The organism is Microbispora bryophytorum, from assembly GCF_006874465.1.
Classification (GTDB): domain Bacteria; phylum Actinomycetota; class Actinomycetes; order Streptosporangiales; family Streptosporangiaceae; genus Microbispora; species Microbispora bryophytorum.
Map to the genome: position 1 here is coordinate 23,287 of NZ_VIRL01000027.1, position 23,357 is coordinate 46,643.

Annotated in this window: 20 protein-coding genes; 9 read left to right on the plus strand and 11 right to left on the minus strand. The window is 73.0% G+C overall.

What is annotated here, in order from left to right:
- Positions 1–17: 17 nt before the first annotated feature.
- Complete coding sequence (locus tag FLX07_RS32615) at positions 18–755, plus strand: lysophospholipid acyltransferase family protein (protein WP_142575538.1); 738 nt, start codon at positions 18–20, stop codon at positions 753–755.
- A 130-nt stretch (positions 756–885) separates the two neighbouring features.
- Positions 886–3,915 carry a helix-turn-helix transcriptional regulator gene (locus FLX07_RS32620; protein WP_142575539.1) on the plus strand — a complete coding sequence of 1,010 codons (3,030 nt, stop codon included), beginning with the start codon at positions 886–888 and terminating at the stop codon, positions 3,913–3,915.
- A 140-nt stretch (positions 3,916–4,055) separates the two neighbouring features.
- On the opposite strand, the gene FLX07_RS32625 is transcribed toward FLX07_RS32620, so the two are convergent.
- Positions 4,056–6,281, minus strand: coding sequence for a M4 family metallopeptidase (locus FLX07_RS32625; RefSeq protein ID WP_142575540.1), 2,226 nt, complete (start codon positions 6,279–6,281; stop codon positions 4,056–4,058).
- A gap of 415 nt (positions 6,282–6,696) precedes the next feature.
- On the opposite strand from FLX07_RS32625, the gene FLX07_RS32630 reads away from it, so the two are divergent.
- Positions 6,697–7,122 (plus strand): PPOX class F420-dependent oxidoreductase, encoded by a 426-nt coding sequence (locus FLX07_RS32630; RefSeq protein WP_142575541.1) that lies wholly within the window; start codon positions 6,697–6,699, stop codon positions 7,120–7,122.
- 217 nt (positions 7,123–7,339) lie between these two features.
- On the opposite strand, the gene FLX07_RS38135 is transcribed toward FLX07_RS32630, so the two are convergent.
- The 5 genes from FLX07_RS38135 to FLX07_RS32655 all read right to left on the minus strand — a co-directional run bounded on the left by FLX07_RS38135 (position 7,340) and on the right by FLX07_RS32655 (position 11,632).
- A complete protein-coding gene (locus FLX07_RS38135; protein WP_142575542.1) occupies positions 7,340–8,809 on the minus strand; it encodes an arabinofuranosidase catalytic domain-containing protein in 1,470 nt (489 codons plus the stop codon).
- Positions 8,810–9,214: 405 nt separating this feature from the next.
- Entirely contained in the window at positions 9,215–10,030 is an 816-nt protein-coding gene (locus tag FLX07_RS32640; protein ID WP_142575543.1) for an SDR family NAD(P)-dependent oxidoreductase, read from the minus strand.
- Positions 10,027–10,500 (minus strand): DUF6789 family protein, encoded by a 474-nt coding sequence (locus FLX07_RS32645; protein WP_142575544.1) that lies wholly within the window; start codon positions 10,498–10,500, stop codon positions 10,027–10,029. The genes FLX07_RS32640 and FLX07_RS32645 overlap by 4 nt, the downstream gene beginning before the upstream one ends.
- A 19-nt stretch (positions 10,501–10,519) precedes the next feature.
- A complete protein-coding gene (locus FLX07_RS32650; RefSeq protein WP_142575545.1) occupies positions 10,520–10,930 on the minus strand; it encodes a hypothetical protein in 411 nt (136 codons plus the stop codon).
- A gap of 252 nt (positions 10,931–11,182) precedes the next feature.
- Entirely contained in the window at positions 11,183–11,632 is a 450-nt protein-coding gene (locus tag FLX07_RS32655; RefSeq protein WP_142575546.1) for a DUF4383 domain-containing protein, read from the minus strand.
- Positions 11,633–11,741: 109 nt separating this feature from the next.
- Between FLX07_RS32655 and FLX07_RS32660 the strand changes: the two genes are divergently transcribed.
- The 3 genes from FLX07_RS32660 to FLX07_RS32670 all read left to right on the plus strand — a co-directional run bounded on the left by FLX07_RS32660 (position 11,742) and on the right by FLX07_RS32670 (position 14,853).
- Positions 11,742–12,533 (plus strand): alpha/beta fold hydrolase, encoded by a 792-nt coding sequence (locus tag FLX07_RS32660; protein WP_142575547.1) that lies wholly within the window; start codon positions 11,742–11,744, stop codon positions 12,531–12,533.
- Positions 12,534–13,664, plus strand: a complete 1,131-nt coding sequence (locus tag FLX07_RS32665; RefSeq protein WP_142575548.1) for a PP2C family protein-serine/threonine phosphatase — start codon at positions 12,534–12,536, stop codon at positions 13,662–13,664. It abuts the gene before it with no gap.
- Between the two features lie 127 nt (positions 13,665–13,791).
- The gene (locus tag FLX07_RS32670; RefSeq protein ID WP_142575549.1) at positions 13,792–14,853 is read left to right on the plus strand and encodes a hypothetical protein; all 1,062 of its coding nucleotides are present in this window, start codon (positions 13,792–13,794) and stop codon (positions 14,851–14,853) included.
- Here FLX07_RS32670 and FLX07_RS32675 read toward each other — a convergent pair.
- A complete protein-coding gene (locus tag FLX07_RS32675) occupies positions 14,836–15,438 on the minus strand; it encodes a copper chaperone PCu(A)C domain-containing protein (RefSeq protein ID WP_142575550.1) in 603 nt (200 codons plus the stop codon). The two genes, FLX07_RS32670 and FLX07_RS32675, sit on opposite strands and share 18 nt — an antisense overlap.
- 125 nt (positions 15,439–15,563) lie before the next feature.
- On the opposite strand from FLX07_RS32675, the gene FLX07_RS32680 reads away from it, so the two are divergent.
- Both FLX07_RS32680 and FLX07_RS32685 read left to right on the plus strand, forming a co-directional pair.
- A complete protein-coding gene (locus FLX07_RS32680; RefSeq protein ID WP_142575551.1) occupies positions 15,564–16,550 on the plus strand; it encodes a serine hydrolase domain-containing protein in 987 nt (328 codons plus the stop codon).
- 11 nt (positions 16,551–16,561) lie between these two features.
- Positions 16,562–16,894 carry a putative quinol monooxygenase gene (locus FLX07_RS32685; protein WP_142575552.1) on the plus strand — a complete coding sequence of 111 codons (333 nt, stop codon included), beginning with the start codon at positions 16,562–16,564 and terminating at the stop codon, positions 16,892–16,894.
- Between the two features lie 72 nt (positions 16,895–16,966).
- Here FLX07_RS32685 and pruA read toward each other — a convergent pair whose 3' ends face one another.
- Both pruA and FLX07_RS32695 read right to left on the minus strand, forming a co-directional pair.
- Positions 16,967–18,640, minus strand: coding sequence for an L-glutamate gamma-semialdehyde dehydrogenase (pruA, locus tag FLX07_RS32690; RefSeq protein ID WP_142575553.1), 1,674 nt, complete (start codon positions 18,638–18,640; stop codon positions 16,967–16,969).
- The gene (locus FLX07_RS32695) at positions 18,640–19,551 is read right to left on the minus strand and encodes a proline dehydrogenase family protein (RefSeq protein WP_142575554.1); all 912 of its coding nucleotides are present in this window, start codon (positions 19,549–19,551) and stop codon (positions 18,640–18,642) included. The genes pruA and FLX07_RS32695 overlap by 1 nt, the downstream gene beginning before the upstream one ends.
- 83 nt (positions 19,552–19,634) lie before the next feature.
- Between FLX07_RS32695 and FLX07_RS32700 the strand changes: the two genes are divergently transcribed.
- On the plus strand, positions 19,635–20,687 hold the full coding sequence (locus tag FLX07_RS32700) for a PucR family transcriptional regulator (protein ID WP_223854254.1): 1,053 nt from the start codon (positions 19,635–19,637) through the stop codon (positions 20,685–20,687).
- Positions 20,688–20,763: 76 nt separating this feature from the next.
- On the opposite strand, the gene FLX07_RS32705 is transcribed toward FLX07_RS32700, so the two are convergent.
- Both FLX07_RS32705 and FLX07_RS32710 read right to left on the minus strand, forming a co-directional pair.
- Positions 20,764–22,203, minus strand: coding sequence for a hypothetical protein (locus FLX07_RS32705; RefSeq protein ID WP_208762510.1), 1,440 nt, complete (start codon positions 22,201–22,203; stop codon positions 20,764–20,766).
- A gap of 63 nt (positions 22,204–22,266) precedes the next feature.
- Positions 22,267–23,319, minus strand: a complete 1,053-nt coding sequence (locus FLX07_RS32710; RefSeq protein ID WP_142575557.1) for a glycosyltransferase — start codon at positions 23,317–23,319, stop codon at positions 22,267–22,269.
- Between the last annotated feature and the right edge of the window lie 38 nt (positions 23,320–23,357).

Genomic DNA, 23,357 nt, shown 5'->3' on the forward strand with positions numbered 1-23,357 from the left:
AGGTTACGGTTTCAGACATGGCTGAGCTCGTGTACCCGCCGGTCCTGCGGACCGCGCTGACCGCCTTCAAACTGCTCGACCTGAGGTTCCGCCTGGAGGGCACGGAGCGGATACCCCGCAGCGGCGGCGCGGTCCTGGTGAGCAACCACGTCAGCTACCTCGACTTCGTCTTCGCCGGCTTCGCCGCCCGCCCCGCCGGACGGCTGGTCCGGTTCATGGCGAAGAAGGAGGTCTTCGACCACCCGGTGTCGGGCCCGCTGATGCGGGGCATGCACCACATCCCGGTGGACCGGTCGGCCGGGGCGGGAGCCTACGACGCCGCCGTACGGGCCCTCAAGGACGGTGAGATCATCGGCAACTTCGCCGAGGCGACGATCAGCAGGTCGTTCACGGTCAAGGACATCAAGAGCGGCCCCGTCCGGATGGCGGCCGACGCCGGGGTGCCCGTGATCCCGGTCGCCCTGTGGGGTGGCCAGCGGCTGTGGACCAAGGGCCGGCCGCGCAAGCTGCTGCAGCGGCACGTCCCGATCACGATCCTGGTCGGCGAGCCGATGCTCGCGGGCCCCGGCGACGGCATCGCCACGCTGACCGGCGATCTTCGGCGGCGGATGGCGGACCTGCTCGACGAGGCCCAGCGGACCTATCCCGACCAGCGGCGGGGCGTGTGGTGGCAGCCGGCCCACCTCGGCGGCACCGCGCCCACGCCGGAGGAGGCCGACGCGCTGGACGCCGCCTCCCGGCCCCGCCGGGAGTAGGGCTCAGGACGTCTGTCCGGTTCCGCAACACGGCCGTTACGCCGGAGGGTTGACCGGCGGTCAAGGGGCGGGGATAACTGAGCCGTGGCTGAGCCCGGGGGACTCGCAACCCGTCACCTTGGAGCCGTGGATGAGCATCGTTCCCCCGCCCCCGCTGGTCGGACGCGCCACTGAGCTGCGGGCTCTCATCGACGCGGTGACCCGTCCACCGGCGGTCGTGCTGGTGGAGGGCGAGGCGGGCATCGGCAAGACCCGGCTCGTCCGCGCCGCGCTCGACCGCCTGCCGTCCGGCGACCGGGCCGTCCTGCTCGGCTACTGCCACCAGATCCGCGAGCCCTTCCCGTACGGGCCGGTCTTCGAGGCGCTGCGGGACATCAGGGGACGGCTCCCGGCGGCGCACCGGCTCAACCCGGTCACCGGCGCGCTCCGCGCCCACCTGCCCGAACTGGCCGGCGCGCTGCCGCCGTCGCCGCAGCCTCTCGACGACCCGCGGGCCGAACGCCACCGGGTCTTCCGCGCGATACGCGCCCTGCTGGCGGCCGTCGGACCGGCCGTGCTCGTCGTCGAGGACCTGCACTGGGCCGACGACGGCACGCTCGACCTGCTGCGCTTCCTGACCGGGCAGCCGCCGCAGGGGCTGGCGGTGGTGGCGACGTGCCGCCGGGACGGCGTCGCAGGCCCGCCGCTCGGCCGGGCCTACCGGCACCAGCCGGACACGGCCAACGTGGTCGTGCGGCTGGCGCCGCTGGACGCGTCCGGCGTGGCCAGCCTGGCCGGTGCGCTGCTGGAGCGGTCCGACCTGTCTGCCGGGTTCGTCACGCGGCTGCACGAGCGCACGGCGGGCATCCCGTTCGTGGTGGAGGAGCTGGTCCGATCCCTGCCCGCCTCGCTGCCCGGCGCGGACGACCCGGACGCGCTCGACCGTGCCGTCGACCGGGCCGGCGTTCCGCTGCTGCTGCGCGAGGCGATGGCCGAGCGGATGGCCGGTCTGTCTCCGGAGGCGGCCAGAGCGGTCCGGGCGGCGGCGGTGCTGCGGCTCCCCGCGGGTGAGCAGCTGATCAACGTGGTCGGCGGCGATCCGGCCGCGCCGAGTCACGCCGGGCCGGACTCCGCCGGGCAGAACTCCGCCGGATCGGGCCCCGCCGGGCCGGGGTCTGCGGGGCTGGGCTCTGCGGGGCTGGGCTCTGCGGGGCCGGGCTCTGCGGGGCTGGGGTCTGCCGGGCTCGCTGAGGCGCTGCGGGCCGGCGTCCTGCACGAGCACCCCGGCGGTCGTTACGGCTTCCGCCACGCGCTGGCCCAGCAGGCCGTCTACGCCGCCATCCCCGGCCCCGAACGTCGGTCGGCGCACGTGCGGGCGATGGCCGCGCTCGCCACGACGGACGCGCCGCCGCTGGTGCAGCTGGCCTTCCACGCCCGGCAGGCAGGCGACACCGACTGCTGGGTGCGCCACGGGACCGCCGCCGCCCAGCAGGCCGCCGCGCTGGGAGACACCGCACTGGCCGTGGAGGTGGTCGAGGGCATGCTCGACGACCCCGACCTGCCGGCGCGCGACCGGGGCCCGCTGGTGCTGATGCTGAGCCGCTTCGCGGCGACGGGCCTGTCGCACCAGCGGGTGGTGCGGCTGCTGCGCCAGGTGCTGCGGGGCGACTTCCTCTCTCGCGACGTGCGGGGCGAGGTGCGGCTCAACCTCGGCGTCGTCCTGTCCAACCAGGCGGGCGACGCCGCGGCGGGGCGGCCGGAGATCATGGCCGCCCTCGCCGAGCTGAACGACCGGCCGACGCTGGCCGCCCGCGGCTGGGCCAGCATGGCGATGCCCGAGTGGGGCGCCGAGTCGCTGGCGGAGCACGCGGAGTGGATGGCCCGTGCGGAGGCGCTCGTCGCCACCGCCGACAACCCGGAGCTGTCGGCCGCGGTCCTGGCCAACCGGGCCTCCTTCGAGATGACGACCGGCTCTCCCGGCGCGTTCGACGTCGCGGCCCGGCTTCCGGCCGAGGACCCGCGCGCCGGGGTACGGCGGGAGGTCGCCCGGGCGTACTGCAACCTGCACGACTCGGCGACGACCGTGGGGCTCTACGCGGCGGCCGAGCGGTTCGCCCGGGAAGGGCGGCGGCTCGCCCTGGAGACCGGCGCGCAGTATCCGGCCTTTCTGCTCGACGCCTCCGCGATCCGCAGGGAGTGGCTCACCGGGCGGTGGGACGGCCTGCGCGACCGGGCGGCGTCCCTGGGGGAGTCGGCCACGGAGACGCCGCTGATCGCGGTGGACCTGTGGCTGGTGCTCGGGCTGCTCGCCCTGGCCACGGGCGAGTGGGAGGAGGCGGTCAGGCAGTTCCACCGCGCGGGCCTGGACGCGCCGGAGGCCCGCAACGCACCGGTCGTGACGGCCGCCGCCGGGGGGCTCGTCGATCTGCACCTGGCCCGGGGAGCGGTGGACAAGGCCGCCGCGGAGGCCGAGCGGGCGGTCGCCCGGCTGCGCCGCAAGGGCGTGTGGGTGTGGGGCGCGAGCCTGGTCCCGTCGGCCGTCGTCGCGTTCGCCCGGGCCGGGCGGATGGGGGCGGCGGCGGAGCTGGTGGACGAGTACGCCGCCGGGATCGCGGGCCGGGTGGCGCCCGCCGCGCACGCCGCGCTCGACGCCGCCCGCGGCGCGCTCGCCGCCGCCGGACCGGGGCACGCTGCCGGATTGGGGCACGCCGCCGGGCATGGTCACGCCGACGCTGCCCGACCGGGGCTTGCCGACGCCGCCGCCTTCTTCGCCCGGGCCCGCGAGGCGTACGCCGCCCTGCCCCAGCCCTACGCGGCGGCGCGGTCGGCCGAGGGGGAGGCGCGGTCCCGGCTCGCCCTCGGAGACGGCGCCGCGGCCGTCGTCTACCGGGAGGCCGCGGAGCAGTACGGCCGGCTCGGCGCCACGCACGACGCCGCCCGGTGCAGGCGGGTGCTGCGCGACATCGGAGTGGACGTCCCGCTCCCGCGCGGCGGGCGGCGGGGCGCCGGCGCACTGTCGCAGCGGGAGCGGGAGGTCGCCAGGCTCGTCGCGCTCGGCCGGACCAACCGCGAGATCGCCGACGTGCTCTTCCTGTCCACGCGCACGGTCGAGACCCACGTCGCCACCGTGCTGCGCAAACTCGGCGTGCGGTCGCGGACCCAGATCGCACCGCCCGCCTGACCGGTCCCCGGGACGCGGAGACGCGAGACGCGGGAACCCCGGGACGCACAGACGCGGGACGCGGAGACCCCCAGGACGCGGAACCCCCAGGACGCGGAACCCCCGGGACCGTGCGGTCCCGGGGGCTGCGCCGCCGTCGCTCAGACCGTGATGGTCCACGAGTCGAGGTAGCCGGTGTCATAGGTGTACTGGTCACGGACCTCCAGGGTCCAGGTGCCCGCCGCCGTCTGGGTGACCGGGACGGAGTAGGTCCTGGTGCCGAAGGAGCCGCAGCTCCCGCCGCTGGACTTGACCGTGTACCAGGTGCCGTTCGGGCCCTGGAGCCTGATCCGCAGGTCACCGGCGCAGGTGTGCGAGATCGTGATGCTCAGCTGCACCGGGGAGACCGCCGTCCCCGTGGCGGTCGAGGTGATCGGGCTGGTGATGGTGGTCAGGTCGTTGATCGTGTAGTTGGTGCCGTTGGTGAACGTGCGCCCGCCCGAGGTGCCCGACACCGTCAGCGTGTACGACGCGGTGTGGCTGCCCGAGGAGCCGCTGCCGGTGACGGTGACCGTGTACGTCCCCGAGGGCGTGGACGCGCTGGTGGAGACGGTCAGGGTGGAGGAGCCGCCCGAGCTCACCGACGACGGACTGAAGCTCGCGGTCGCCCCGGACGGGAGCCCGGAGGCGCTGAGGCTCACCGTCTGCGCGCTCCCCGAGGTGGTCGACGTCGCGACCGTGGCGGTGGCCGACTGGCCGGGCGTCACCGTGCTCGCGGTGGGGCTGAGCGACAGCGAGAAGTCGTTGCCCGACGAGCTGCAGCTCGCCTCGCCCGACTGCGCCGGCACGCCGACCGCGTTCCAGGCCGCCTTGGTGGCCGCGCACTCGGCGCTGCTCGCGCCGTACAACTCGACCGCCGCGGCCAGCGACGCGGTCCTGACGTTGACGTACTTCCAGGTCGAGGTCTTGCGCTGCAGCGCGCCCAGGTAGATCTTGCCGGCCTTCTGGATGCCGACGCCGGTCACCGAGGAGGGACCGCCCGAGCAGATCGGGCTGTTCGGCTTGCCGCCGCCCGGCGAGGAGCCCTCGGCGAGCAGGTAGAACCAGTGGTTGAGCGGGCCGGCCGCGGAGTGGACCTCCGTACTCGGGATCGAGGAGGAATAGCAGTTGGGGTCGCCGGCGAGGGACGGGTTGTACATGTAGCGGATCGGCCCGTCGCCGACGAGGTTGACCTCCTCGCCCACCTGGTAGTCCGGCGGGTCGTTGGGGTTGTTGGCGTACGCCTCGGTGAGCGAGCCGAAGATGTCGCCCGTGGCCTCGTTCAGGCCGCCGTTCTCGTTGCCGGACCCCGCCCCGCCGGGCGTGGTCTGGAAGACGGCGTGGCCGAACTCGTGCGCCACGACGTCGATCGGGGTGGCCTGGCGGGCGTTGTCCTGCGAGTGGCCGAAGTTGGTGTAGCTGCCGTTCCAGTACGCGTTGACGTCGTTCAGGCCCACGCGGGCGGGGAAGCCGCCGCCGCTGCCGTTGATTCCGTTGCGGCCGAGCCAGTCGTGCAGCATGTCCCACTCGCGCTGGACGCTGTAGAGCGCGTCCACGCAGGCGGTCTCCAGGCTGGTTCCGCCGCCGGTGCCCCAGGAGTCGTCGGAACCGGTGTAGGCCGAGCCGTTCTGCCCGCCGCACCTGACGCCGCTGCGGGTGGAGTCGGTCATCGAGTACGAGGTGCCGGAGCCGCTGGTGTTGATGGTGACCGTGCCGTAGTAGTAGCCGTTGCCGGTGCCCGCCTTCACCTGGTCGTAGGAGTCGGCGATCTCACCGGTGGTCGCGTCGACGAAGACGTGCTGGATGCTCGGCCTGCCGTCGGCGATGCCGGAGACCACCGCCTCCCACGCCAGGCGCGGTGCGCCGCCCCAGGTCAGGACCACCAGGCGCGGGGCCGCGCTGTCGTCGACCCGGGACAGCACGGTCGTCGCCGTCGAGGTGGCGGCCTCGGCGGTGACCGCCGGTTGAGTCGGCACGCCCAGGGGAAGGGCGCCGGAGGCCGCCTCGGTGTCGCGTACGCGCCCGCCCGCGTCGGTGACCACGACCGCGTCGCCGCCCACGATGGGCAGCCCCTTGTACGCGCGCTCGTAGGTGACGTAGTACATGCCGGCGGCCGGCGTGACGGCGGTGCGCCGGTAGGTCTCGCCGGGGGACACGCGCAGGTCGTCCAGGCCGCTCGCGACGGCCTGGTCGGCGGCGGCCGCGGCCCGCTGCGCAGGGTCGTCGGCGAGGGACCTGACCGCGCTCTCGCTGCCGGGCGGGGGCTTGGCGGCGGCGTCGGTGGCGGGTGCCACCACACCGGTCACGGCCAGCGCGGCGGCCGCCGCGAGCAGTGCTGTGCGCCTCATGGGCGTCTTCCTTTCTCTGCCTCCCACGTGGCCTCCGCCTTATGGGCGGGCGCCGGCGGTCACGCCTCCGGGAGATCAGCCCTGGCGGCGGACATAGTGGGATTTGGGGGGTGATGAGAGAAATGGATGGTGCTTTCCGCTCCGGTAGGCACGAGCGGAGGCGTCTCTCCCATGGCGAGACTGCTGGGAGAAAAGAGGGGAGCTCTACGTCACGGGACTCCTCGTTTCGCCGACCCGGCCGGGGAAAACCGGCCCGTGCGCGACGCTAGAACCACGATCCGGACGCGAACATCCGTAGCGATATCCGTACATCTACGGAAAAGCGACGCGCTTTGTGCGTAGGGCGTAAGAAAACGGCCACCACGTGGGGGAGAGGAGACCGGCCGCACAGGCGGGCAGCGCTAGGTTCGACGCCATGGGCAGGATGACCGAGGCGGAGTGGCGCGAGTTCGCGATGGGCGGCACCAGGACCGGCAAACTCGCCGTCACCAGGGCGGACGGGCGGCCGCACGTGACGCCGATCTGGTTCGCCCTCGACGGGGACGACGTGGTGTTCACCACCCACGAGAGCGGAGTGAAGGCCAAGGCGCTGCGCCGCGATCCCCGGGCGACCCTGTGCGTCGACGACCAGGCCCCGCCGTACTCGTACGTGATGATCGAGGGAGAGGCGACCCTGTCGGACGACCTCGCCGAGGTGCGCCACTGGGCGACGGTGCTCGGCGGGCGCTACATGGGGGAGGACCGGGCCGAGGAGTACGGCCGGCGCAACGGCGGCCCCGGGGAGTTCCTCGTGCGGCTGCGCGCCGGCAAGGTCATCGCGTTCAAGGACGTCGCCGGCTGAGGATGCCGTGGGTGTCGTCCGGCTCCTGCACGAAGCCGTCGCCTCCTGAGCCGTCTCCCGCCGCGGCGCGCGAACAGGACGGCTCCGCGACGGCGACCTGCCGGTAGTCCTGGGCGGAAGCCCGGTCCGGGGAAGCCGTGGCCCCGCCCAGATGTCCGGACCTCCGCCCAGGGCGTCTCATCCGATCGCCCTCATGCTTGGAACCAGCTGGTCAGGATCAGCTGCGGAGGCTCCACTTCTGGTTGTTGCCGCCGTTGCAGGCCCAGAGGATGAGCTTCGTGCCGTTGGCCGTGCCGGCCGCGTTGGCGTCCAGGCACAGCCCGGACTGCACGCCGGTGATCGTGCCGTTGGAGTTGACGTTCCACTGCTGGTTGGTCTGGCCGTTGCAGTCCCAGATGATCACCTGGGTGCCGTTGGCGGTGCCCTGCCCGTAGGCGTCCAGGCACTTGTTGCCGTACACCTGCAGGCTCTTACCCGAGGTGTAGGTGAACCGCTGGTTGGTGCCGCTCCAGCAGTCCCACAACTGCACCTGGGTGCCGTTGGCGGTGCTGGAGTTCGGCACGTCGACGCACCGGCCGGACTGGCCGCCCACGATCTGGACGCCCTGCTGCGGGTTGCCGCCGCCCGCCGGCGCGTAGCCGGCGGCGGCGATGTTCGCCTGTACGGCGTCCTCGGTGGCGGCGGTCGGATAGCCGGAGGTCAACACGCCCTCGAAGAAGGTGCCGCGGCCGGAGACGCTGTTGTCGCCGCCGATGCCGAGCAGGATGGCGCCTTCCTTCTTCATCGGGTTGTAGCCGTTGGGGCGTCGTCCGTCGAAGTAGGTCGTCAAACCGCCCGACTGCGCGTCCGCGCCCCGGATCGCCCAGTGGTTCGGCTCGCCCTTGACCATGGCCGTGACGAAACGGTGGTTGATCGACGCGAGGTTGTTGTAGCCCGCGTTCACGCCGGAGAACAGGCCCCACTCCAGGTCGGCCATGATCCAGGGACCGGCTCCGGCCCCGTAGCCCCACTGCTTGTCGGCGCCGAAGTAGACGGTCTCCATGATGGCGGGGGCGTCGGCCTGGCCGTCCGTCTGCGCGTTGCCGTAGTCGAAGCAGCACCACTGGTTGTAGTGCGTGCCGTCGACGACGGCGTAGATGCCCTCGGGCTGGTCGCCGGTCGCGACGCCGTTGGTGTTGTTGTTGCGGTAGCCGGTGCCGGGCTCCACGCGGACGCCGTACGCCTTCTGGCCGCCGATTGTGATCGGGGCCGCGGTGGCGTCGGCCAGGTTGTCCCATCCGCCGGCGGCCGGGCCCTTCCAGTAGCCGGGCGGCGCCTGGGTGAGGCGGTTGTTGCGGCCGGACTGGTCGTAGATGATCGTGATGAGGCACGTTGTGCCGGCGCAGAACGAGTCCTGCGTGGCCGCGTTGGCCACCCCGCCCGCGCTCAGCACGCCGATGTCGCGGGTGGCGTTGTCCGAGGCGCGCCGGACCTGATAGAGCGGGCCGTTGTAGGAGCCGTACAGCGCACGGGTCGTGCTGTGCGCCGCCACACACGGCGTCCCGCCCGCGGCGTAGATGTCACACGGCTGCGACGCCGCGGCTTGGGCCGTACCACCGCCGACACCACCGCCCACCAGGCACGCGGCGGCGACCAACCCGCTCGCCCCGGCCGCCAGCGCCCTTCTCAGGCTTCCGAAAACCTTCATGCCTTCTTCTCTCGATCAGGAATCATGAGCGGACGGCGCCGATACGGCGAGGCCTGGCCAGCTGATGTTAGCGTTAACATCAAGTGCCGTCCGACAGCGATTCAGGGTTGACGGTAGTGCGGAGTCAATTCAATGAAGGTCCCGGCGTCAAGGACGTGGGCCGATGTCTCGGACGGCCGGGTGCTGTCGGCGCCCCGCCTGGGCACTTGCTATGGCGTGTTCGCACCGTTGCGACGAGACGTGAAACTTTCATTCGCGTGGTGAGCCGTCCCCGCCTCACCGCACCGCCGTCCGGCGGCTGTGCGCGGGATGCCGGTGGCATCGGTGATCGACTGGTGCGTGCCGCCGGCCCGGCCTCGCCGCCGCCGCCTTCCCGGGGAGGCGAGGCGCGGGTCCGGATTGCGCCTACGCGTCCTTCTCGGACGTGTCGCCCTTGCCGGGTTCGGCCATGCGGCGGTGCAGGGCGGCCTTGGCCGTGTCCGGGGTGACCCGGCCCGCCATGTCCTGGACCTTGTTCATGAAGGACCCGGCGACGACCTTGTCGTCGCCCTTCATCAGCGCGTCGAAGCCCTGCCGGGCGACCTCGGCCGGGTCGTCCTTCTTGCCCGAGCCCACCCGTGTGTCCTCCATGCCGGCCCGCTCGAAGATCTCGGTGTCCGTCGGGCCCGGCAGGAGCGAGGTGACGGTGACGCCGGAGTCCTTCAGCTCACCCCGCAGTGCCTCGGCGAACGAGTGGAGGAACGCCTTGCTCGCGGCGTACACGGCCTCGAACGGCCCGGGCGTGAGCGCGGCGACCGACGACGTGAACAGGATCTTCCCCTTGCCACGGGTGGTCATGGCGGCGACGGCGCGCTTGACCAGGTGCACCGAGGACGTGACGTTGAGCTCGATGAGCTTGAGCTCGGCCTCCAGCGAGGTCTCACGGGCGAAGGCGCCGCCCACGCCGACGCCCGCGTTGACCGCCACGGCGTCGACGGGCCGTCCGGCCGCGACGGTCGCGGTCCACAGCCGCTCGACCTCGTCATACCGGGTGAGGTCGGCGCGCACCGGCGTGACCTGCCCGCCGTACTCCCTCAGCGACCCGGCGGCGGCGTCCAGCTCCGCGTCCTCCGCCGTGACCACCACGTCGAAGCCGTGCTGGGCGAACTGCCTGGCGAGCTCATACCCGATGCCGCTGGAGGCGCCGGTCACGAGGGCCAGCGGCCGTTCCGTCGTCGTCATCTCTCCTCCTTCTCGTCGTGTCGTCCGTCCGTCCCGCGCATGGCGCGGACCGCGAGGGCCAGCGTGGCGCCGTACACCACGTGGGCCGCGGCCATGACGACCGGGCGGCCGCGCGCGGGGTCGCGCGAGACGGGCGGCAGGATGTTCAGCGCGGGCACCCAGCCCTGGTAGGCGCCGAGCCAGATCAGCAGGGCGTAGCCCACCCCGAGGGGGACGCCGGAGCCGCGCCCGCGGGTGAGCAGCGCGAACGCCGCGCCGCAGCCGGCGCCGAAACCCAGGTGCGCGGCGGCCCCGAGGACGTTCTCACCGCGTTTGGGCCGGTGCCGCCGGCCCGGCAGGGCCGCCCTCACGATGTGCTTGGGCGGCTGGCCCGGCATCAGGCCGCTCTTCTGGCCGGCGAGCATCACCGCGCTCATCGTGAGGGTGGACAGCGTTCCGGCGGCCGCGCCGCGTACGAGTCGGCGGATCAAAGGATTTCCTCCAGAGCTTCTACAGGCGCCGAGAGAGCTTCTCGGCGAGTCCCGCGGGGTCGGCGACCGTCACGGTCAGGCCGGGGTGGCGCAGCAGCCCGAGCGGCTCGCCGCCCCGGATCGGCTCGTGGAACCGCACGCACAGCCCCTTGCGGGCGCTGGTGGCGAACGTCAGCCCGCGGTCGGCGAGTGACACGTGGACCCCGATCGCCCGGAACGGCGAGTAGGGGCCGGTCGTCTCGACGCCGGAGACATTGGCCAGCGGGGTCTCGGTCACCCAGGGCCCGAAGCGGACCCGCAGTGTGCCGGGGCCGACCAGCACCCCGGCGGTGTCCGGGCGGATGCCCAGGACGGACAGCAGGGGGGCGAATCTGGGATCGAAGTCGAACGTGAAGCGTTCCGGCTTGCCCGCGGTGGTGTCGTCGGTCATCGCTACCCCTCCCGGCGCCTCGGTCGTCGATGGGTCCGGCCGGTGGGCCCGTTTCCCCGGGCCCCGGTCGCCGCGGCTCCGGCTCCGGCGACGTCCCGCCGGGACAGAGCGCGCGAATGCCGCCATACCCCCTCGGTCGGGATCAAACAGGGCCTCGCGTCGCGAAGCCCCGGCCGGGGGAGGGCCGGGGCTCCGGCGACCGCCCGCCGTACGGCGGCGCGGCCGGGGGTTCGGCCGCGCTAAGGGCCCGGGTCACACCCTGTCGGCGACCGTCCTGCGGGACAGCAGGAAGCCGAGGGCGATCATCCCGAGGCCGAGGAACAGGTGCAGCCAGTTGTCGGCGTTGTTGACCGGGACGAAGTTGGCCGCGCTGTCGTGCCCCACCAGCAGGCCGTACAGCCACAGCACCATGTAGACGGCGCCGCCGCCGACGAGGTAGGAGCGGGCGCCCGCCCGGGTGCGCGCCAGCGTCAGGCCGGCGACGCCGAACAGCAGGTGGACGATGTTGTGCAGGATCGACACCTCGAAGAGGCCGAGCAACATGGCGTCGGAGTGGTGCCCCGCGAACTGCAGCCGGTCGACGTTCCGCGTGATCCCGGGGATGAAGCCCAGGACGCCGACCAGGAGGAACACGGCGCCCACGATCAGTGCGGCCGTCTGTACGGGTGTACGCGTGGTGGTCCTCGTGGGAAGGGTGTCCATGACGCCTCCAGGGGGACCAGGGGACTTCCGCCGCCTACCCCTGACCGCGCTCCGTACACGGCCGCCCGAAATCACCTGTCATTGGGATTGGTTTGTACGCTTGCGCGTCATGAGTGTGATGGTGCGGAACAATGTGCGAATCACCGGCCGGCCGGACGGCCGCCCGATGGTCTTCGCCCACGGGTTCGGGTGCGACCAGAACATGTGGCGGCTGGTCGCTCCCGCATTCGAGGACGACCACCGGGTCGTCCTGTTCGACTACGTGGGCTCCGGTGACTCCGACCTGTCGGCCTACTCGCCCGAGCGTTACTCCTCTCTCCAGGGGTACGCGCAGGACATCCTGGATATCTGCGCCGAGCTCGACCTGACCGACGCGGTCTTCGTGGGCCATTCGGTGAGCGCGATGATCGGCGCGCTGGCGGCGACCAGGGAGCCGGCGCGCTTCGGTGCGCTGGTGATGGTCGGGCCCTCGCCCCGCTACATCGACGACGAGGGCTACGTCGGCGGCTTCACCGCGGCCGACATCGAGGAACTGCTGGAGTCGCTCGACAGCAACTACCTCGGCTGGTCCGGCGCCATGGCCCCGGTGATCATGGGTAACCCGGAGCGCCCCGAGCTGGGGGCCGAGCTGACCAACAGCTTCTGCCGCACCGACCCGGACATCGCCAAGCGGTTCGCGACGGTGACGTTCATGTCGGACAACCGGGCCGACCTGTCGCGGGTGCCGGTGCGCTGCCTGATCCTGCAGTGCTCCGAGGACGTGATCGCCCCGGTCGAGGTCGGCACGTTCGTGCACAAGCACATCCCCGGCAGCGAGCTGGTGCTGATGCGGGCGACCGGGCACTGCCCCAACCTGAGCGCGCCCGAGGAGACCGTCTCCGCGATCAGGGCGTTCCTGTAGGTGCGCGCCGTCGAGGACGACTTCGAGGAGCTCTACGAACACGCGCCCTGCGGATACCTGTCCACGCTGCCCGACGGGACGATCGTCCGGGTCAACCGGACGCTGCTGGAGCTCACCGGGTACGACCCCGGTGAGCTGACCGGCGGCATGCGGATCCAGAACCTGCTGGCCGTCGGCGACCGCATCTTCTACGAGACCCACTTCGCCCCGCTGCTCGCGATGCAGTCGGTCGTCCGCGAGATCGCGGTCGACGTGCGCCGCGCCGACGGCACCCGGCTGCCGGTGCTGCTCAACGCGGTGATGCGGGACGACCCGGGGGTCATCCGCTTCTGCGTCTTCGCCGCGACGGACCGGCGGGAGTACGAGCGTGAGCTGCTGCGCGCCCGCCAGCACGCCGAGCGGTCGGAGGCGGAGGCGCGCGAGCTGGCCCGCACCCTGCAGCGCAGCTTCATCCCCCCGGCCCTGCCGGAGATCCCGGGGCTCCAGGTCGCCGGGGCATTCAGGCCCGCCGGGCGCGGCGACCAGGTGGGCGGCGACTTCTACGACATGTACGAGACCGTGGACGGCTGGGAGCTCGCCCTCGGCGACGTGTGCGGCAAGGGCGTGGAGGCCGCCGTCGTCACCAGTCTGGCCCGCTACACGCTGCGGGCCGCGGCGATCCGGGAGCCCAGCCCGTCGGCGGTGCTGTCCGCGCTCAACCGGACCCTGCTGAGCGAGCGGGCGGGCCGGTTCCTGACGGCCGTGTACGGCCAGCTCGCGCCCGCCGGTCATCACTTCCGGCTCACCGTCTGCCTGGCCGGTCACCCGCACCCGCTGCGGGCCCGCGGGGACGCGGTCGGCGAGATCGGGCGGCCGGGCAACGTCCTCGGGCTGCTGCCCAGGGTCAGGCTGACCGACGTCGACGTCGATCTCGCCCCCGGCGACGCGGTCCTCTTCTACACCGACGGCGTCGTCGAGGGACGCAGGGACGAGGAACTGTACGGCGAGGAGCGGCTGCGGCGCCTGCTCGGCGCCTCCCGCGCCATGGGGGCGGCGGGGATCGCCGAGGCGGTCGTCAACGAGGCCGTCGCCTTCCAGTCCGGGCTGCCCCGCGACGACATCGCCGTCGTCGTGCTCAAGATCCCCGCCTGATCGCGCCGCACGCCGCGCCGTGCCGCCGACCGCCTGCACCACGGCCCGACGACGGTGGCGCTCTCACCGGCGCATAGGGCGAGCCGAGCCATGAGCCGTCTTCGTCCCTGTGGTTCACTGATGGATCATGCGAGGGACACGGGTCAGGGACGCGCGGGCCGCGGCGGCCCGCTGGGTCGCCCGTGAGGCCGCGTCCGCCGCGAACTTCGCCGGGGCCTATCTCACCGGGTCGGCGGCCTGGGCCGATCCCGACGCGATGCTGCCGCCCACGTCGGACGTCGACGTCGCGGTCGTGGTCACCGATTCCGCCCCGCCGCCCAAGCTCGGCAAGGTCCCCTGGGAGGGAGTGCTCGTCGAGGTCACGTACGTGTCCTGGGACGGGCTCGCCTCGGCGGACGACGTGCTGGCCTCCTGCCACCTGGCCGGCGCCTTCCGCACCGACACGGTGATCGCCGACCCCACCGGGCGGCTGGCCCGGCTCCAGGCCGCCGTCGCGGCGGGCTTCGCCGAACGGCGCTGGGCGCGCCTGCGGTGCGAGGACGCCGAGCGTCGTATCACCGGCGGGCTCGCGGCGCTCGATCCCCGCAGGCCGTTCCACGACCAGGTCACCGCCTGGCTGTTCCCGGCCGGCGTCACGACCCACGTGCTCCTCGCCGCAGGGCTGCGCAACCCCACCGTGCGGTTGCGCTACCCGGCCGTCCGCGAACTCCTGCGGGCATACCGCCGGATGGACGTCTACGAGGAGCTGCTCGGCCTGCTCGGCTGCGCGCACCTGACCCGCGAGCGGGTCACCGCCCACCTCGCCGCGATGACGAGGGCCTTCGACGCGGCGGCGGCCGCGGCCCGCACGCCGTTCCCCTTCTCCGCCGACGTCACCGAGGCGGCCCGGCCGGTGGCGGTGGACGGCGGCGCCGACCTCGTCGCGCGGGGACTGCACCGCGAGGCCGTCTTCTGGATCGCCGCGACGTACGCCCGGTGCCTGAAGATCCTCGCCGCGGACGCCCCGGGGGAGACGGGCCACCTCGCCGGGTTCGCGGATCTGGCGGCCGACCTGGGCGCCGGGTCGCCGGACGACCTGCGGCGCAGGGCGAGCGAGGTGACCGCGTACCTGCCCCGCCTGCGCGCGGTCGCCGAGGAGATCATGGACGCGAACCCCGAGATCCGGGACGGGTCAGCTCCCGGTGGGTGACGGGCTCGGCGAGACGGCCGGCGGTGAGCCGGGCGAAGCGGTCGGCGACGCGCTCGGCGAAGCGGTCGGCGATGGGCTCGGTGACGGGCTCGGTGACGGGCTCGGCCAGGGGGAGTAGGTGCTCCTCCACGTTCCGGGCGGCAGGACCGGGACGTCCACCCGGGTCGTTCCCGCGTTCTGGAACCGGAACGTCACGGGGATCGTGCCACCGCTGCGCAGCGGGCGGGTGAGGCCGGCGAGCAGCACCTGGGGGAGGGCCGTCCCGCCGACGTACTTCCCGCCGGGGATCTCCAGGCCGCCGGCGGGCAGGCGGGTCTCCCGGAACACGCCCCCGGTGTCCACCGACAGCAGGCGGTCGGTGCGGCCGCTCTCGTTGAGCAGCATCATGTACATTGGCATGTCGGTCCCCGCCGGGGCGGGCTGCTGCGAGCCGATGATGAAGGCGTTGCGGAGCAGCAGGCCGGGCAGGTTCACGTTCGCCCCCTCGTTCTGGGGCATCGTCTGGGTGTAGTAGTCCTGCTTGATGTCGCCGCAGGCGGTGACGGTCGCGGCCGCGATGCATAGAGCCGCCAGGATGCTGCGCATGTCGACCTCGGCTCGCTCGGAGGGCCTCTTTCGGGCTCGGTACCCCCTCTGGCAGTCGCTTACGACCGGGAAATAATGCGAGCCTTTGGGCAAGGGGGAATCACCGAGGAAAGCGGAGGAAACGCATGCAGTCGATCTCCCCGGAGAAGGCCGGGTTCGCGCCGGACCTGCCTCTCCGGCTGGACGCCCTCGTACGGCGGGGCGGGGCGCCGGCCCTGCACGGCGTCGTGGTGGCCCGGCACGGCCACGTCGTCCTCGAGTGGTACGGCGGCGGCGAGGACTACGTGCTGAATACCCCGCTCGGCCACGTGGACTTCGGGCCGGACACGCTCCACGACCTGCGCTCGGTCACCAAGAGCCTGGTGGCGCTGCTGTACGGCATGGCGCTGGAGTCCGGCGTGGTGCCGGACCCCGGCGCGCCGATCCTGTCGGTCTTCCCCGAGTACGCCGGCCTGGCGGCCGATCCCCGCCGGGCCGGGCTGACGATCGCCCACGCGCTGACGATGACGATGGGCCTGGAGTGGGACGAGAGCGCGCCCTACACCAGCCCGGCGAACAGCGAGATCGCGATGGAGCTGGCGCCGGACCGCTGCCGCTGGGTGCTGGAGCGCCCGTTCGTGGAGGAGCCGGGCGAGCGGTGGCGCTACAGCGGCGGCGCCGCGGCCCTCGTCGGCGCGATCGTGGAGAGGGGCACGGGCCTGCGCCTTCAGGAGTTCGCCCGCAGGGCGCTGTTCGAGCCGCTCGGCGCCGGAGCCTTCGAATGGTCGGCCGGCGCCGACGGGACCGCTCTGGCCGCCTCCGGCCTGCGCCTGACGCCGCGCGGCCTGGCCAGGATCGGGCAGGCGGTGCTGGACGGGGAGGTCGCCCCCGGCTGGACAGGGGAGATGCTGCGCCCACGTGTGCCCGCCTGGGAGGACGTCTCCTACGGGTACATGTGGTACGCGGGCCGGGACGGGCGGGCGGCGGCCATGGGCAACGGCGGCCAGCGGCTGTTCCTGCTGCCCGATCTCGGCCTCGTCGTGGCCGTCACGGGCGGCGACTACAACGGGCCGGACCAGGACACGGCGCCGAGGGCGGTCCTGGAGGATGTCGTCCTGCCCACCATGACGTGAGGAGAGGCCAGATGATTTTCATCACCGCGAAGTTCCGGGTGCTGCCGCAGTACGCCGACCAGTGGCCGGAGATCACCCGTGAGTTCACCGAGGCGACCCGCTCGGAGCCGGGCTGCCTGTGGTTCGACTGGTCGCGCGGCCTCGACGACCCGGCCGAGTACGTCCTCGTCGAGGCGTTCCGGGACGACGAGGCCGGAGCGGCGCACGTCGGGTCGGACCACTTCCGGACGGCCCGTCGGACGCTGCCGCCCCACCTCGCCGAGACCCCGAGAATCGTCAACGTCACGGTCCCGCAGGACGACTGGTCCCTCCTCGGCGAGATGGCCGTCCCCGCCGGAGACTGAAACTCGCTCAGAATCGGCAGGCGTCCCGGCGATGCCCTCGGAAGTCTCGTCTTCCGAGGGCATCGGGGTCCGTCAGTAGCCGAGGTCGCCGAGGTCGGGCTGCTGCCAGCCGCCCTGCGGCACGTCGCCCTTGTACGGCCCGCTCACGACCGGGGGCACGAAGGTCTCCTTGATCGTGCGGGCGTTGACCCAGCGGATCAGGTTGAAGATCGAGCCGGCCTTGTCGTTGGTGCCCGAGGCGCGGGCGCCGCCGAACGGCTGCTGCCCGACGACCGCACCGGTGGGCTTGTCGTTGACGTAGAAGTTGCCCGCCGCGAAGCGCAGCCGCTCGGTGGCGTCGTCGATCGCGTACCGGTCCTGCGCGATGATCGACCCGGTCAGCGCGTACGGTGCGACGCCCTCCATCTGGTCCAGCACGGCGTCGTACGCGGTGTCGTCGTAGACGTGGACGGCGAGGATCGGGCCGAAGTACTCCTTCACGAAGACCTCGTCGGCGGGGTCGGCGCACTCCAGCACGGTCGGCCGCACGAAGTAGCCGGTCGAGTCGTCGTAGGAGCCGGTGAGAACCTCGGTCGAGTCGGCCGACCGCGCCCGGTCGATCGCCTCCCTGTGCTTGGCGAAGGCCCGCGCGTCGATCACCGCGCCCATGAACGTGGACAGGTCGCCCGACACGTCGCCCACGGTGAGCGACTCGGCCGCCGAGACGAAGTCGTCGCGCATCCGGGTCCACAGCGAGCGCGGCACGTACGCCCGGGAGGCCGCCGAGCACTTCTGGCCCTGGTATTCGAACGCGCCCCGCAGCAGCGCGGTCGCCAGCGTCCCGGGCTCCGCGGACGGGTGGGCCAGGATGAAGTCCTTGCCGCCGGTCTCGCCGACGAGCCGCGGGTAGCCGCGGTAGCCCGTGATGTTCTCGCCAACGGTGCGCCACAGGTGCTGGAACGTGGCCGTCGAACCGGTGAAGTGGATCCCGGCCAGCTCGGGGTGGGGGAGCGCGACCTCGGAGACGGCGCCGCCGTTGCCGGTGACCATGTTGATCACACCGGGCGGCAGCCCGGCCGCCTCCAGCAGCCGCATGGTGAAGTGCGCCGAGAACTGCTGCGTCGGCGACGGCTTCCACACCACGACGTTGCCCATCAGCGCCGCCGCCGCCGGCAGGTTGGCCGCGATGGAGGTGAAGTTGAACGGCGTGATCGCCAGGACGAAGCCCTCCAGCGGCCGATACTCCATGCGGTTCCACACGCCCGGCGCCGACTGCGGCTGCTCGGCGAGCAGCCGCCGGGCGTAGGCGACGTTGAACCGGAAGAAGTCGATCAGCTCGCACGCGGCGTCGATCTCGGCCTGCTGCGCCGACTTCGACTGGCCGAGGATGGTGGCAGCGTTGAGTGTGGCCCGCCACGGGCCGCTGAGCAGTTCGGCGGCCCTGAGGAACACCGCGGCGCGCTCCTCGAACGGCAGGGCCCGCCAGCGCGGCGCGGCCTCCAGCGCCGTGTCCACCGCCGCCCGCAGGTCGGCCGCGGTGGCGTCGGCCGTACGGCCGAGCACGGCGGCGTGGTTGTGCGGCTGCACGACGTCGATCGGAGCGCCGCCGGCCATGCGCCGCTCGCCGCCGATCGTCATCGTCAGGTCGAGGGACGCCCCCGACAACTCCTTGATCCGGGTCTCCAGCGCCGTGCGCTCGGCGCTGCCCGGTCCGTACGCGTGCACCGGCTCGTTCGCCGGCACCGGGACGTCGGTGATCGCATCCATCATTTACCCCTCAGAGCGCGAAGGAAGAAGGCGACGTTGGCCGGGCGCTCGGCGAGGCGTCGCATGAAGTAGCCGTACCAGTCGTCGCCGTAGGGGACGTAGACCCGCACCCGCGACCCGGCCGCGGCCAGCGCCGCCTGCCTGTCGGCCCGGATGCCGTAGAGCATCTGGAACTCGTAGTCGCCGGCGCCGCGTCCGGCGCTCACCGCGAGCGACTCGGCGATCGCGATCAGCCGGTCGTCGTGCGTGGCCACCATGGGATAGCCCGTGCCCGACATGAGCGCCCGCAGGCACCGCACGTACGCGCGGTCGACCTCGGCCTTGCTCTGCCAGGCCACCGAGGCGGGCTCGGCGTAGGCGCCCTTGACCAGCCGCACCCGCGACCCTGCGAGGTCGCGGCAGTCGGCCTCGCTGCGGAACAGGTAGGCCTGGATCGCCACGCCCGTCTCCGGGAAGTCCTCCCGCAGCGCGCGCAGCACGCCGAGCGTCGCGTCGACGGTGGTGTGGTCCTCCATGTCCAGGGTGACCGTGGCGCCGCACTCCCGCGCCGCCGCGCAGATCTGCCGCGCGTTCTCCAGGGCCATGCCAGGGTCGAGGGCCTGGCCGACGGCCGACAGCTTGACCGACACCTCGGCCCGGTCGCCGAGGCCGAGCGGCCGCAGCTCCTCCAGCAGCGAGACGTACGCCTTGGCGGCGGCGACGGCGGTCCCGGGATCCCGGACCTCCTCGCCCAGATGATCGATGGTGACCGACAGCCCCGAGCCGGTCAGGCGGCGCGTCGCGGCGACGGCGTCCGCGGCGGACTCTCCGGCCACGAAGCGGTCGACGACCTTGCGCGTGAGCGGGAGCCCCGACACGGCCCGGCGGGCGAGCGGGCTGCGTGAGCCCGCGAGAAGCAGGGAACCGAGCATGGCTTCAGGCTAAATCCGCACGTCACAGAAGTTCCACGGACATCCGCCACAGCATTTTTCGACAAATGCACAAGAATGTCAGCATGCAAGACATCGTCGATGAGATCTCCCGGCTGCTGGACGCCTCCGTGACGCTGGAGGACCGCTCGTTCAACCTGCTGGCGTACGGCGCGCAGAGCGGGGACATCGACCGCGTGCGGCAGGAGTCGATCCTGCGCAGGCACGCCTCCGACGAGGTGCGCGCCCACTTCGAGGCGTACGGCATCGCGAACGCGACGGGCCCGGTGCGCATCCCCGGGCTGCCCGGCCTGCTCGGCCGCGTGTGCGTGCCGCTGCGGCATGGCGGGGTGACCTACGGCTACCTGTGGGCCCTCGAATCAGGGGCGCTCACCGACGAGCGCCTGGCCACCGTCGCGCCGCTGGTGAGTAGGGCCGCCGCGCTGCTGGCCACGCAGGCGCGCGGCCGGCACGCCCCGCTGCGCCAGTTCTTCTCGGCCGACCCCGCGGTCCGCGCCACCGCCCCGATGAACGTCGAGGGACCGGTGACGGCGGTGGCCGTGCGGACGCCCGCGGAGGCGTCCGGACCGCCGCGCGCGCTGCCGCGCGGCGTGCTGGCCGACCCGGAGGTGACCGACACGGCGGTGAACGCGCCGCTGCTCGCGGTGCTGGCGCCCGCCGCGCAGGCCGCGCACGTCGCGCGCCTCCTGCACGGCCTGTACGGCCTGGCCGCCGGAGTCGGGGGCCCGCGCGACGATCCCGGGGAGGCGTGGCAGAGCTGGCAGGAGGCGCTGCTGGCACTGCGGGTGGCCGAGCACGTCGAGCGGCACGCCCCGGTCGCCGACTGGGGCGCGCTCGGCGTCTACCGGCTGCTGGCCCGGCTGTCCCCGCGCGAGCTGGCCGACCTCGCCGCCGAGTCGGCCGCCCTCACGCCCAGGATCGCGGCGAGCGTGGAGGCCTACCTCGATCACGCCGGGCAGGTCAAGGAGACGGCGGCGGCGCTGGGCGTGCACCGGCAGACGCTGTACTACCGCCTGGGTAAGGCGGGGCACCTCACGGGGCTCGACCTCGCCGACGGGGAGGACCGCCTGCTGCTCCATCTGTCGCTGAAGGCGGCCCTGCTCGCAAGCCACGCGTGACGCTCACACCCGTCACGCGTCTCCGTCATGCGTCTTCGTCCGGCGTCAACGTCCCGCGTCCGGGATCATCGGAGGGCTACCGCTGCGGAGCAAGGTAGACCCGCACCGAGTCGACATAGACCGTGCCGCCGGAGGCGTCGTTGCGCAGCACCAGGCCCATCCGGGACCGGGGGACGTAGGGGCCGGTGTAGTTCCACACCTGCCTGCCGTCCAGCCAGAACGTCACCCGGCCGGGGAGCCAGTCGACGGCGACCGTGTGCCACTGGGTGAGGTCGGTCCCCAGCTCGGCTCTGGCCAGTTCGCGGCCCTGCCGGACGGAGAGCTCCGCGCGCCGCCCGCCCGCGATGCCGGCCACGCCGATCGCCGCGTCCTCCGTCTGGGCGTTCTCCGTCCCCGCACCGTGCGTCCCCGCGCCGTGCGTCCGGCCGAACTGCGAGACGCCGTCCTGCGGCCCGGCGTATTCCGAGTCGTCGCGCCATGAATCGTCAGAGCGCGAATCGTCAGAGCGCGAATCGTCAGAGCGCGGGGCGTCGTACCGCGAGTCGCCATACCGTGAGGCGCCGTACCGCGATTCCCCGGGCCGGGAGCGTTCGTATCGGGAGTCGCCGGTTCGGGAGCTTCCGGTTCGGGAGCCGGCGCCCCGCCGCGCCTCTCCGTCCTGGGCGGCGCCCGACTGGGCGGACTGCAGCAGCGCGACGGGAAGCGCGCCCTGCTCGGCCCGCAGGCGGATCTCCCAGCGGCCGTACTGCTGGACCGGCGTTCCGGACAGGTCCGCGCCGGCACCCCCGGCCAGGCGCAGCGCCTGCCCGCCGAAGTCCTCGGCCAGGGCCGGGTCGCTCCAACCGGCGGCGGAGGCGCCGGCTGGCGGCAGCGGCGTGGCGGACGGGGGCAGCGGCGTGGCCGAGGGCGCACGCGGTGTGGGGGAGGGCGCACGCGGCGGCGGGGAGGACTGCCGCCCGGCCCCGTTCGCGCCTCCGGGGGTGGCCTGGGCGGGTGAGCGATCCGCCCGGGGCACGTCTTCCGGTTCGATGGCGTTCACCACGACCGGCCGGTCGGCGGTGCGCACGGGCTGCGCGAGCCGCATCGGCGGCTCGGTCTCGGTTCCGGTCGTGGGGGCGGGCGTCGCCCGCGGGCCGGACGAGAGGCCGGGAGACGGAAGGGGGGAGGGGCGCGGCGACGGGGCCGCGGCGATGTCGCCGATCTTCTCCGCGACCGTGGTGTCGCCAATCGCGTCCGCGGCCTCCTCGCCCTTCCGGCCGGAGTCCTCGCCGGCGGATGCGCCGGCCAGTGCCGCGGCGGGTGCGGCGGCCGCGGTGGCGGTCTGCGTCGCGCTCAGCCCCGCCGCGTTCGCGTTGCCCGGCGGCGCGCCGGGAGAACCGGGGGAGGACGCCGACCCTTGTGCGGTGGACTCGTTCCCGGCGTTGAACACCTTCGTGGAGTCCCCGTTTGAACACGCCGTGGCGGCGGCGATGAGCATCGCCGCCGCCACCGCTAAACCAGGCCCATGACGTGACATGAGCCGAGTTAATCACAAGAATTCACTCAGTTAACGGCCTATATCCGGTAATATCGCTTGCCTTTACGCGCAGGTCTTCTCGTAAACGCGGAGCAGTTCCATGCTGATTCGCTCGACCGAATAGCGGGAACGGGCGCGGTCGGCGGCCGCGTAGCCGATGGCCGTGCGCAGGGTGGCGTCGCCGAGCAGGCGGCGGATCCGGTGGGCGATCTCCAGCGGGCGGTCGGGCCGGGTCAGGAATCCGGTCACACCGTCCACCACCGAGTCGAGGTGCGCCCCGGTGGCCGAGGCGATGACCGGAATGCCGCAGGCCATGGCCTCCAGCGCGGCCGTGCCCGTGGGGACGGTCGGCGGCAGCGACAGCACCAGGTCGGCGCTGCGCATGAGCTTGGGCATCGCGGTGTGCGGAACCATGCCGAGCATCTCCACGCGGTCGGTCACGCCGTGCTCCCCGGCGAGGGCGCGCAGCCGCTCGACGCTCTGGTCGTCGCCGCCCGCGATCACGAGCTCGGCGTCCGGCACGGCCCGCAGGGCGTGCACGGCCCAGTCGGCGCCCACGTGTCCCACGTGGAGGAGGCGGGGCCGCTCGCCCCTCGGGAAGGCCGGGCCCTGACGGCGGAAGCGCTCGATGTCCACGCCGTGCGGGATGACCGAGATGTTGCGGCGCGGCACGCCCATCCGGATCAGCTCGGACTCCTCGTCGGCGCAGGCGGCGATCACGGCCCTGGCCCGGCGGCCGATCGCGCACTCCAGCCGCCGCACGGGCGCGGCGCTCCGGGCGTCGTCGTAGTGACTGTGGAAGGTCTGGGTGACCGGCACGCCCAGGCCCTCGGACCCGGCGATGGCGGCCAGGCCGCTGGACCACGAGTAGGCGTGGATGATGTCCGGGCGGTGCTCCCGCCACCTGCGGCGCAGGCCGTCGCTGAAGTCCGAGATGTACGGGAGGAGGTCGCTTTCCGACAGCTCCACATCGGGTCCGGCGGGCACGTGCTCGACGCCGTCCCCCCGGACCTTCGAACGGGTGTAGACCGTCACCCGGTGGCCCCGGCCCAGCTCGCGGGCGATGGCGGGAGTGTCGGGAGTCAGCTCATGCGCGGAGACGATTGCGATATCCATGGCACACCTCAAGACAGGAAGGCGTCTGAAAGGGTGTG

Coding starts and splice junctions, on each gene's coding strand:
- FLX07_RS32705 (WP_208762510.1), bottom strand. CDS start 22,203: ATGTCACGTCATGGGCCTGGTTTAGCGGTGGCGGCGGCGATGCTCATC.
- FLX07_RS32675 (WP_142575550.1), bottom strand. CDS start 15,438: ATGCGCAGCATCCTGGCGGCTCTATGCATCGCGGCCGCGACCGTCACC.
- FLX07_RS32685 (WP_142575552.1), top strand. CDS start 16,562: ATGATTTTCATCACCGCGAAGTTCCGGGTGCTGCCGCAGTACGCCGAC.
- FLX07_RS32630 (WP_142575541.1), top strand. CDS start 6,697: ATGGGCAGGATGACCGAGGCGGAGTGGCGCGAGTTCGCGATGGGCGGC.
- FLX07_RS32710 (WP_142575557.1), bottom strand. CDS start 23,319: ATGGATATCGCAATCGTCTCCGCGCATGAGCTGACTCCCGACACTCCC.
- FLX07_RS32695 (WP_142575554.1), bottom strand. CDS start 19,551: ATGCTCGGTTCCCTGCTTCTCGCGGGCTCACGCAGCCCGCTCGCCCGC.
- FLX07_RS32615 (WP_142575538.1), top strand. CDS start 18: ATGGCTGAGCTCGTGTACCCGCCGGTCCTGCGGACCGCGCTGACCGCC.
- pruA (WP_142575553.1), bottom strand. CDS start 18,640: ATGGATGCGATCACCGACGTCCCGGTGCCGGCGAACGAGCCGGTGCAC.
- FLX07_RS38135 (WP_142575542.1), bottom strand. CDS start 8,809: ATGAAGGTTTTCGGAAGCCTGAGAAGGGCGCTGGCGGCCGGGGCGAGC.
- FLX07_RS32655 (WP_142575546.1), bottom strand. CDS start 11,632: ATGGACACCCTTCCCACGAGGACCACCACGCGTACACCCGTACAGACG.
- FLX07_RS32625 (WP_142575540.1), bottom strand. CDS start 6,281: ATGAGGCGCACAGCACTGCTCGCGGCGGCCGCCGCGCTGGCCGTGACC.
- FLX07_RS32620 (WP_142575539.1), top strand. CDS start 886: ATGAGCATCGTTCCCCCGCCCCCGCTGGTCGGACGCGCCACTGAGCTG.
- FLX07_RS32680 (WP_142575551.1), top strand. CDS start 15,564: ATGCAGTCGATCTCCCCGGAGAAGGCCGGGTTCGCGCCGGACCTGCCT.
- FLX07_RS32700 (WP_223854254.1), top strand. CDS start 19,635: ATGCAAGACATCGTCGATGAGATCTCCCGGCTGCTGGACGCCTCCGTG.
- FLX07_RS32650 (WP_142575545.1), bottom strand. CDS start 10,930: ATGACCGACGACACCACCGCGGGCAAGCCGGAACGCTTCACGTTCGAC.
- FLX07_RS32660 (WP_142575547.1), top strand. CDS start 11,742: ATGAGTGTGATGGTGCGGAACAATGTGCGAATCACCGGCCGGCCGGAC.
- FLX07_RS32670 (WP_142575549.1), top strand. CDS start 13,792: ATGCGAGGGACACGGGTCAGGGACGCGCGGGCCGCGGCGGCCCGCTGG.
- FLX07_RS32640 (WP_142575543.1), bottom strand. CDS start 10,030: ATGACGACGACGGAACGGCCGCTGGCCCTCGTGACCGGCGCCTCCAGC.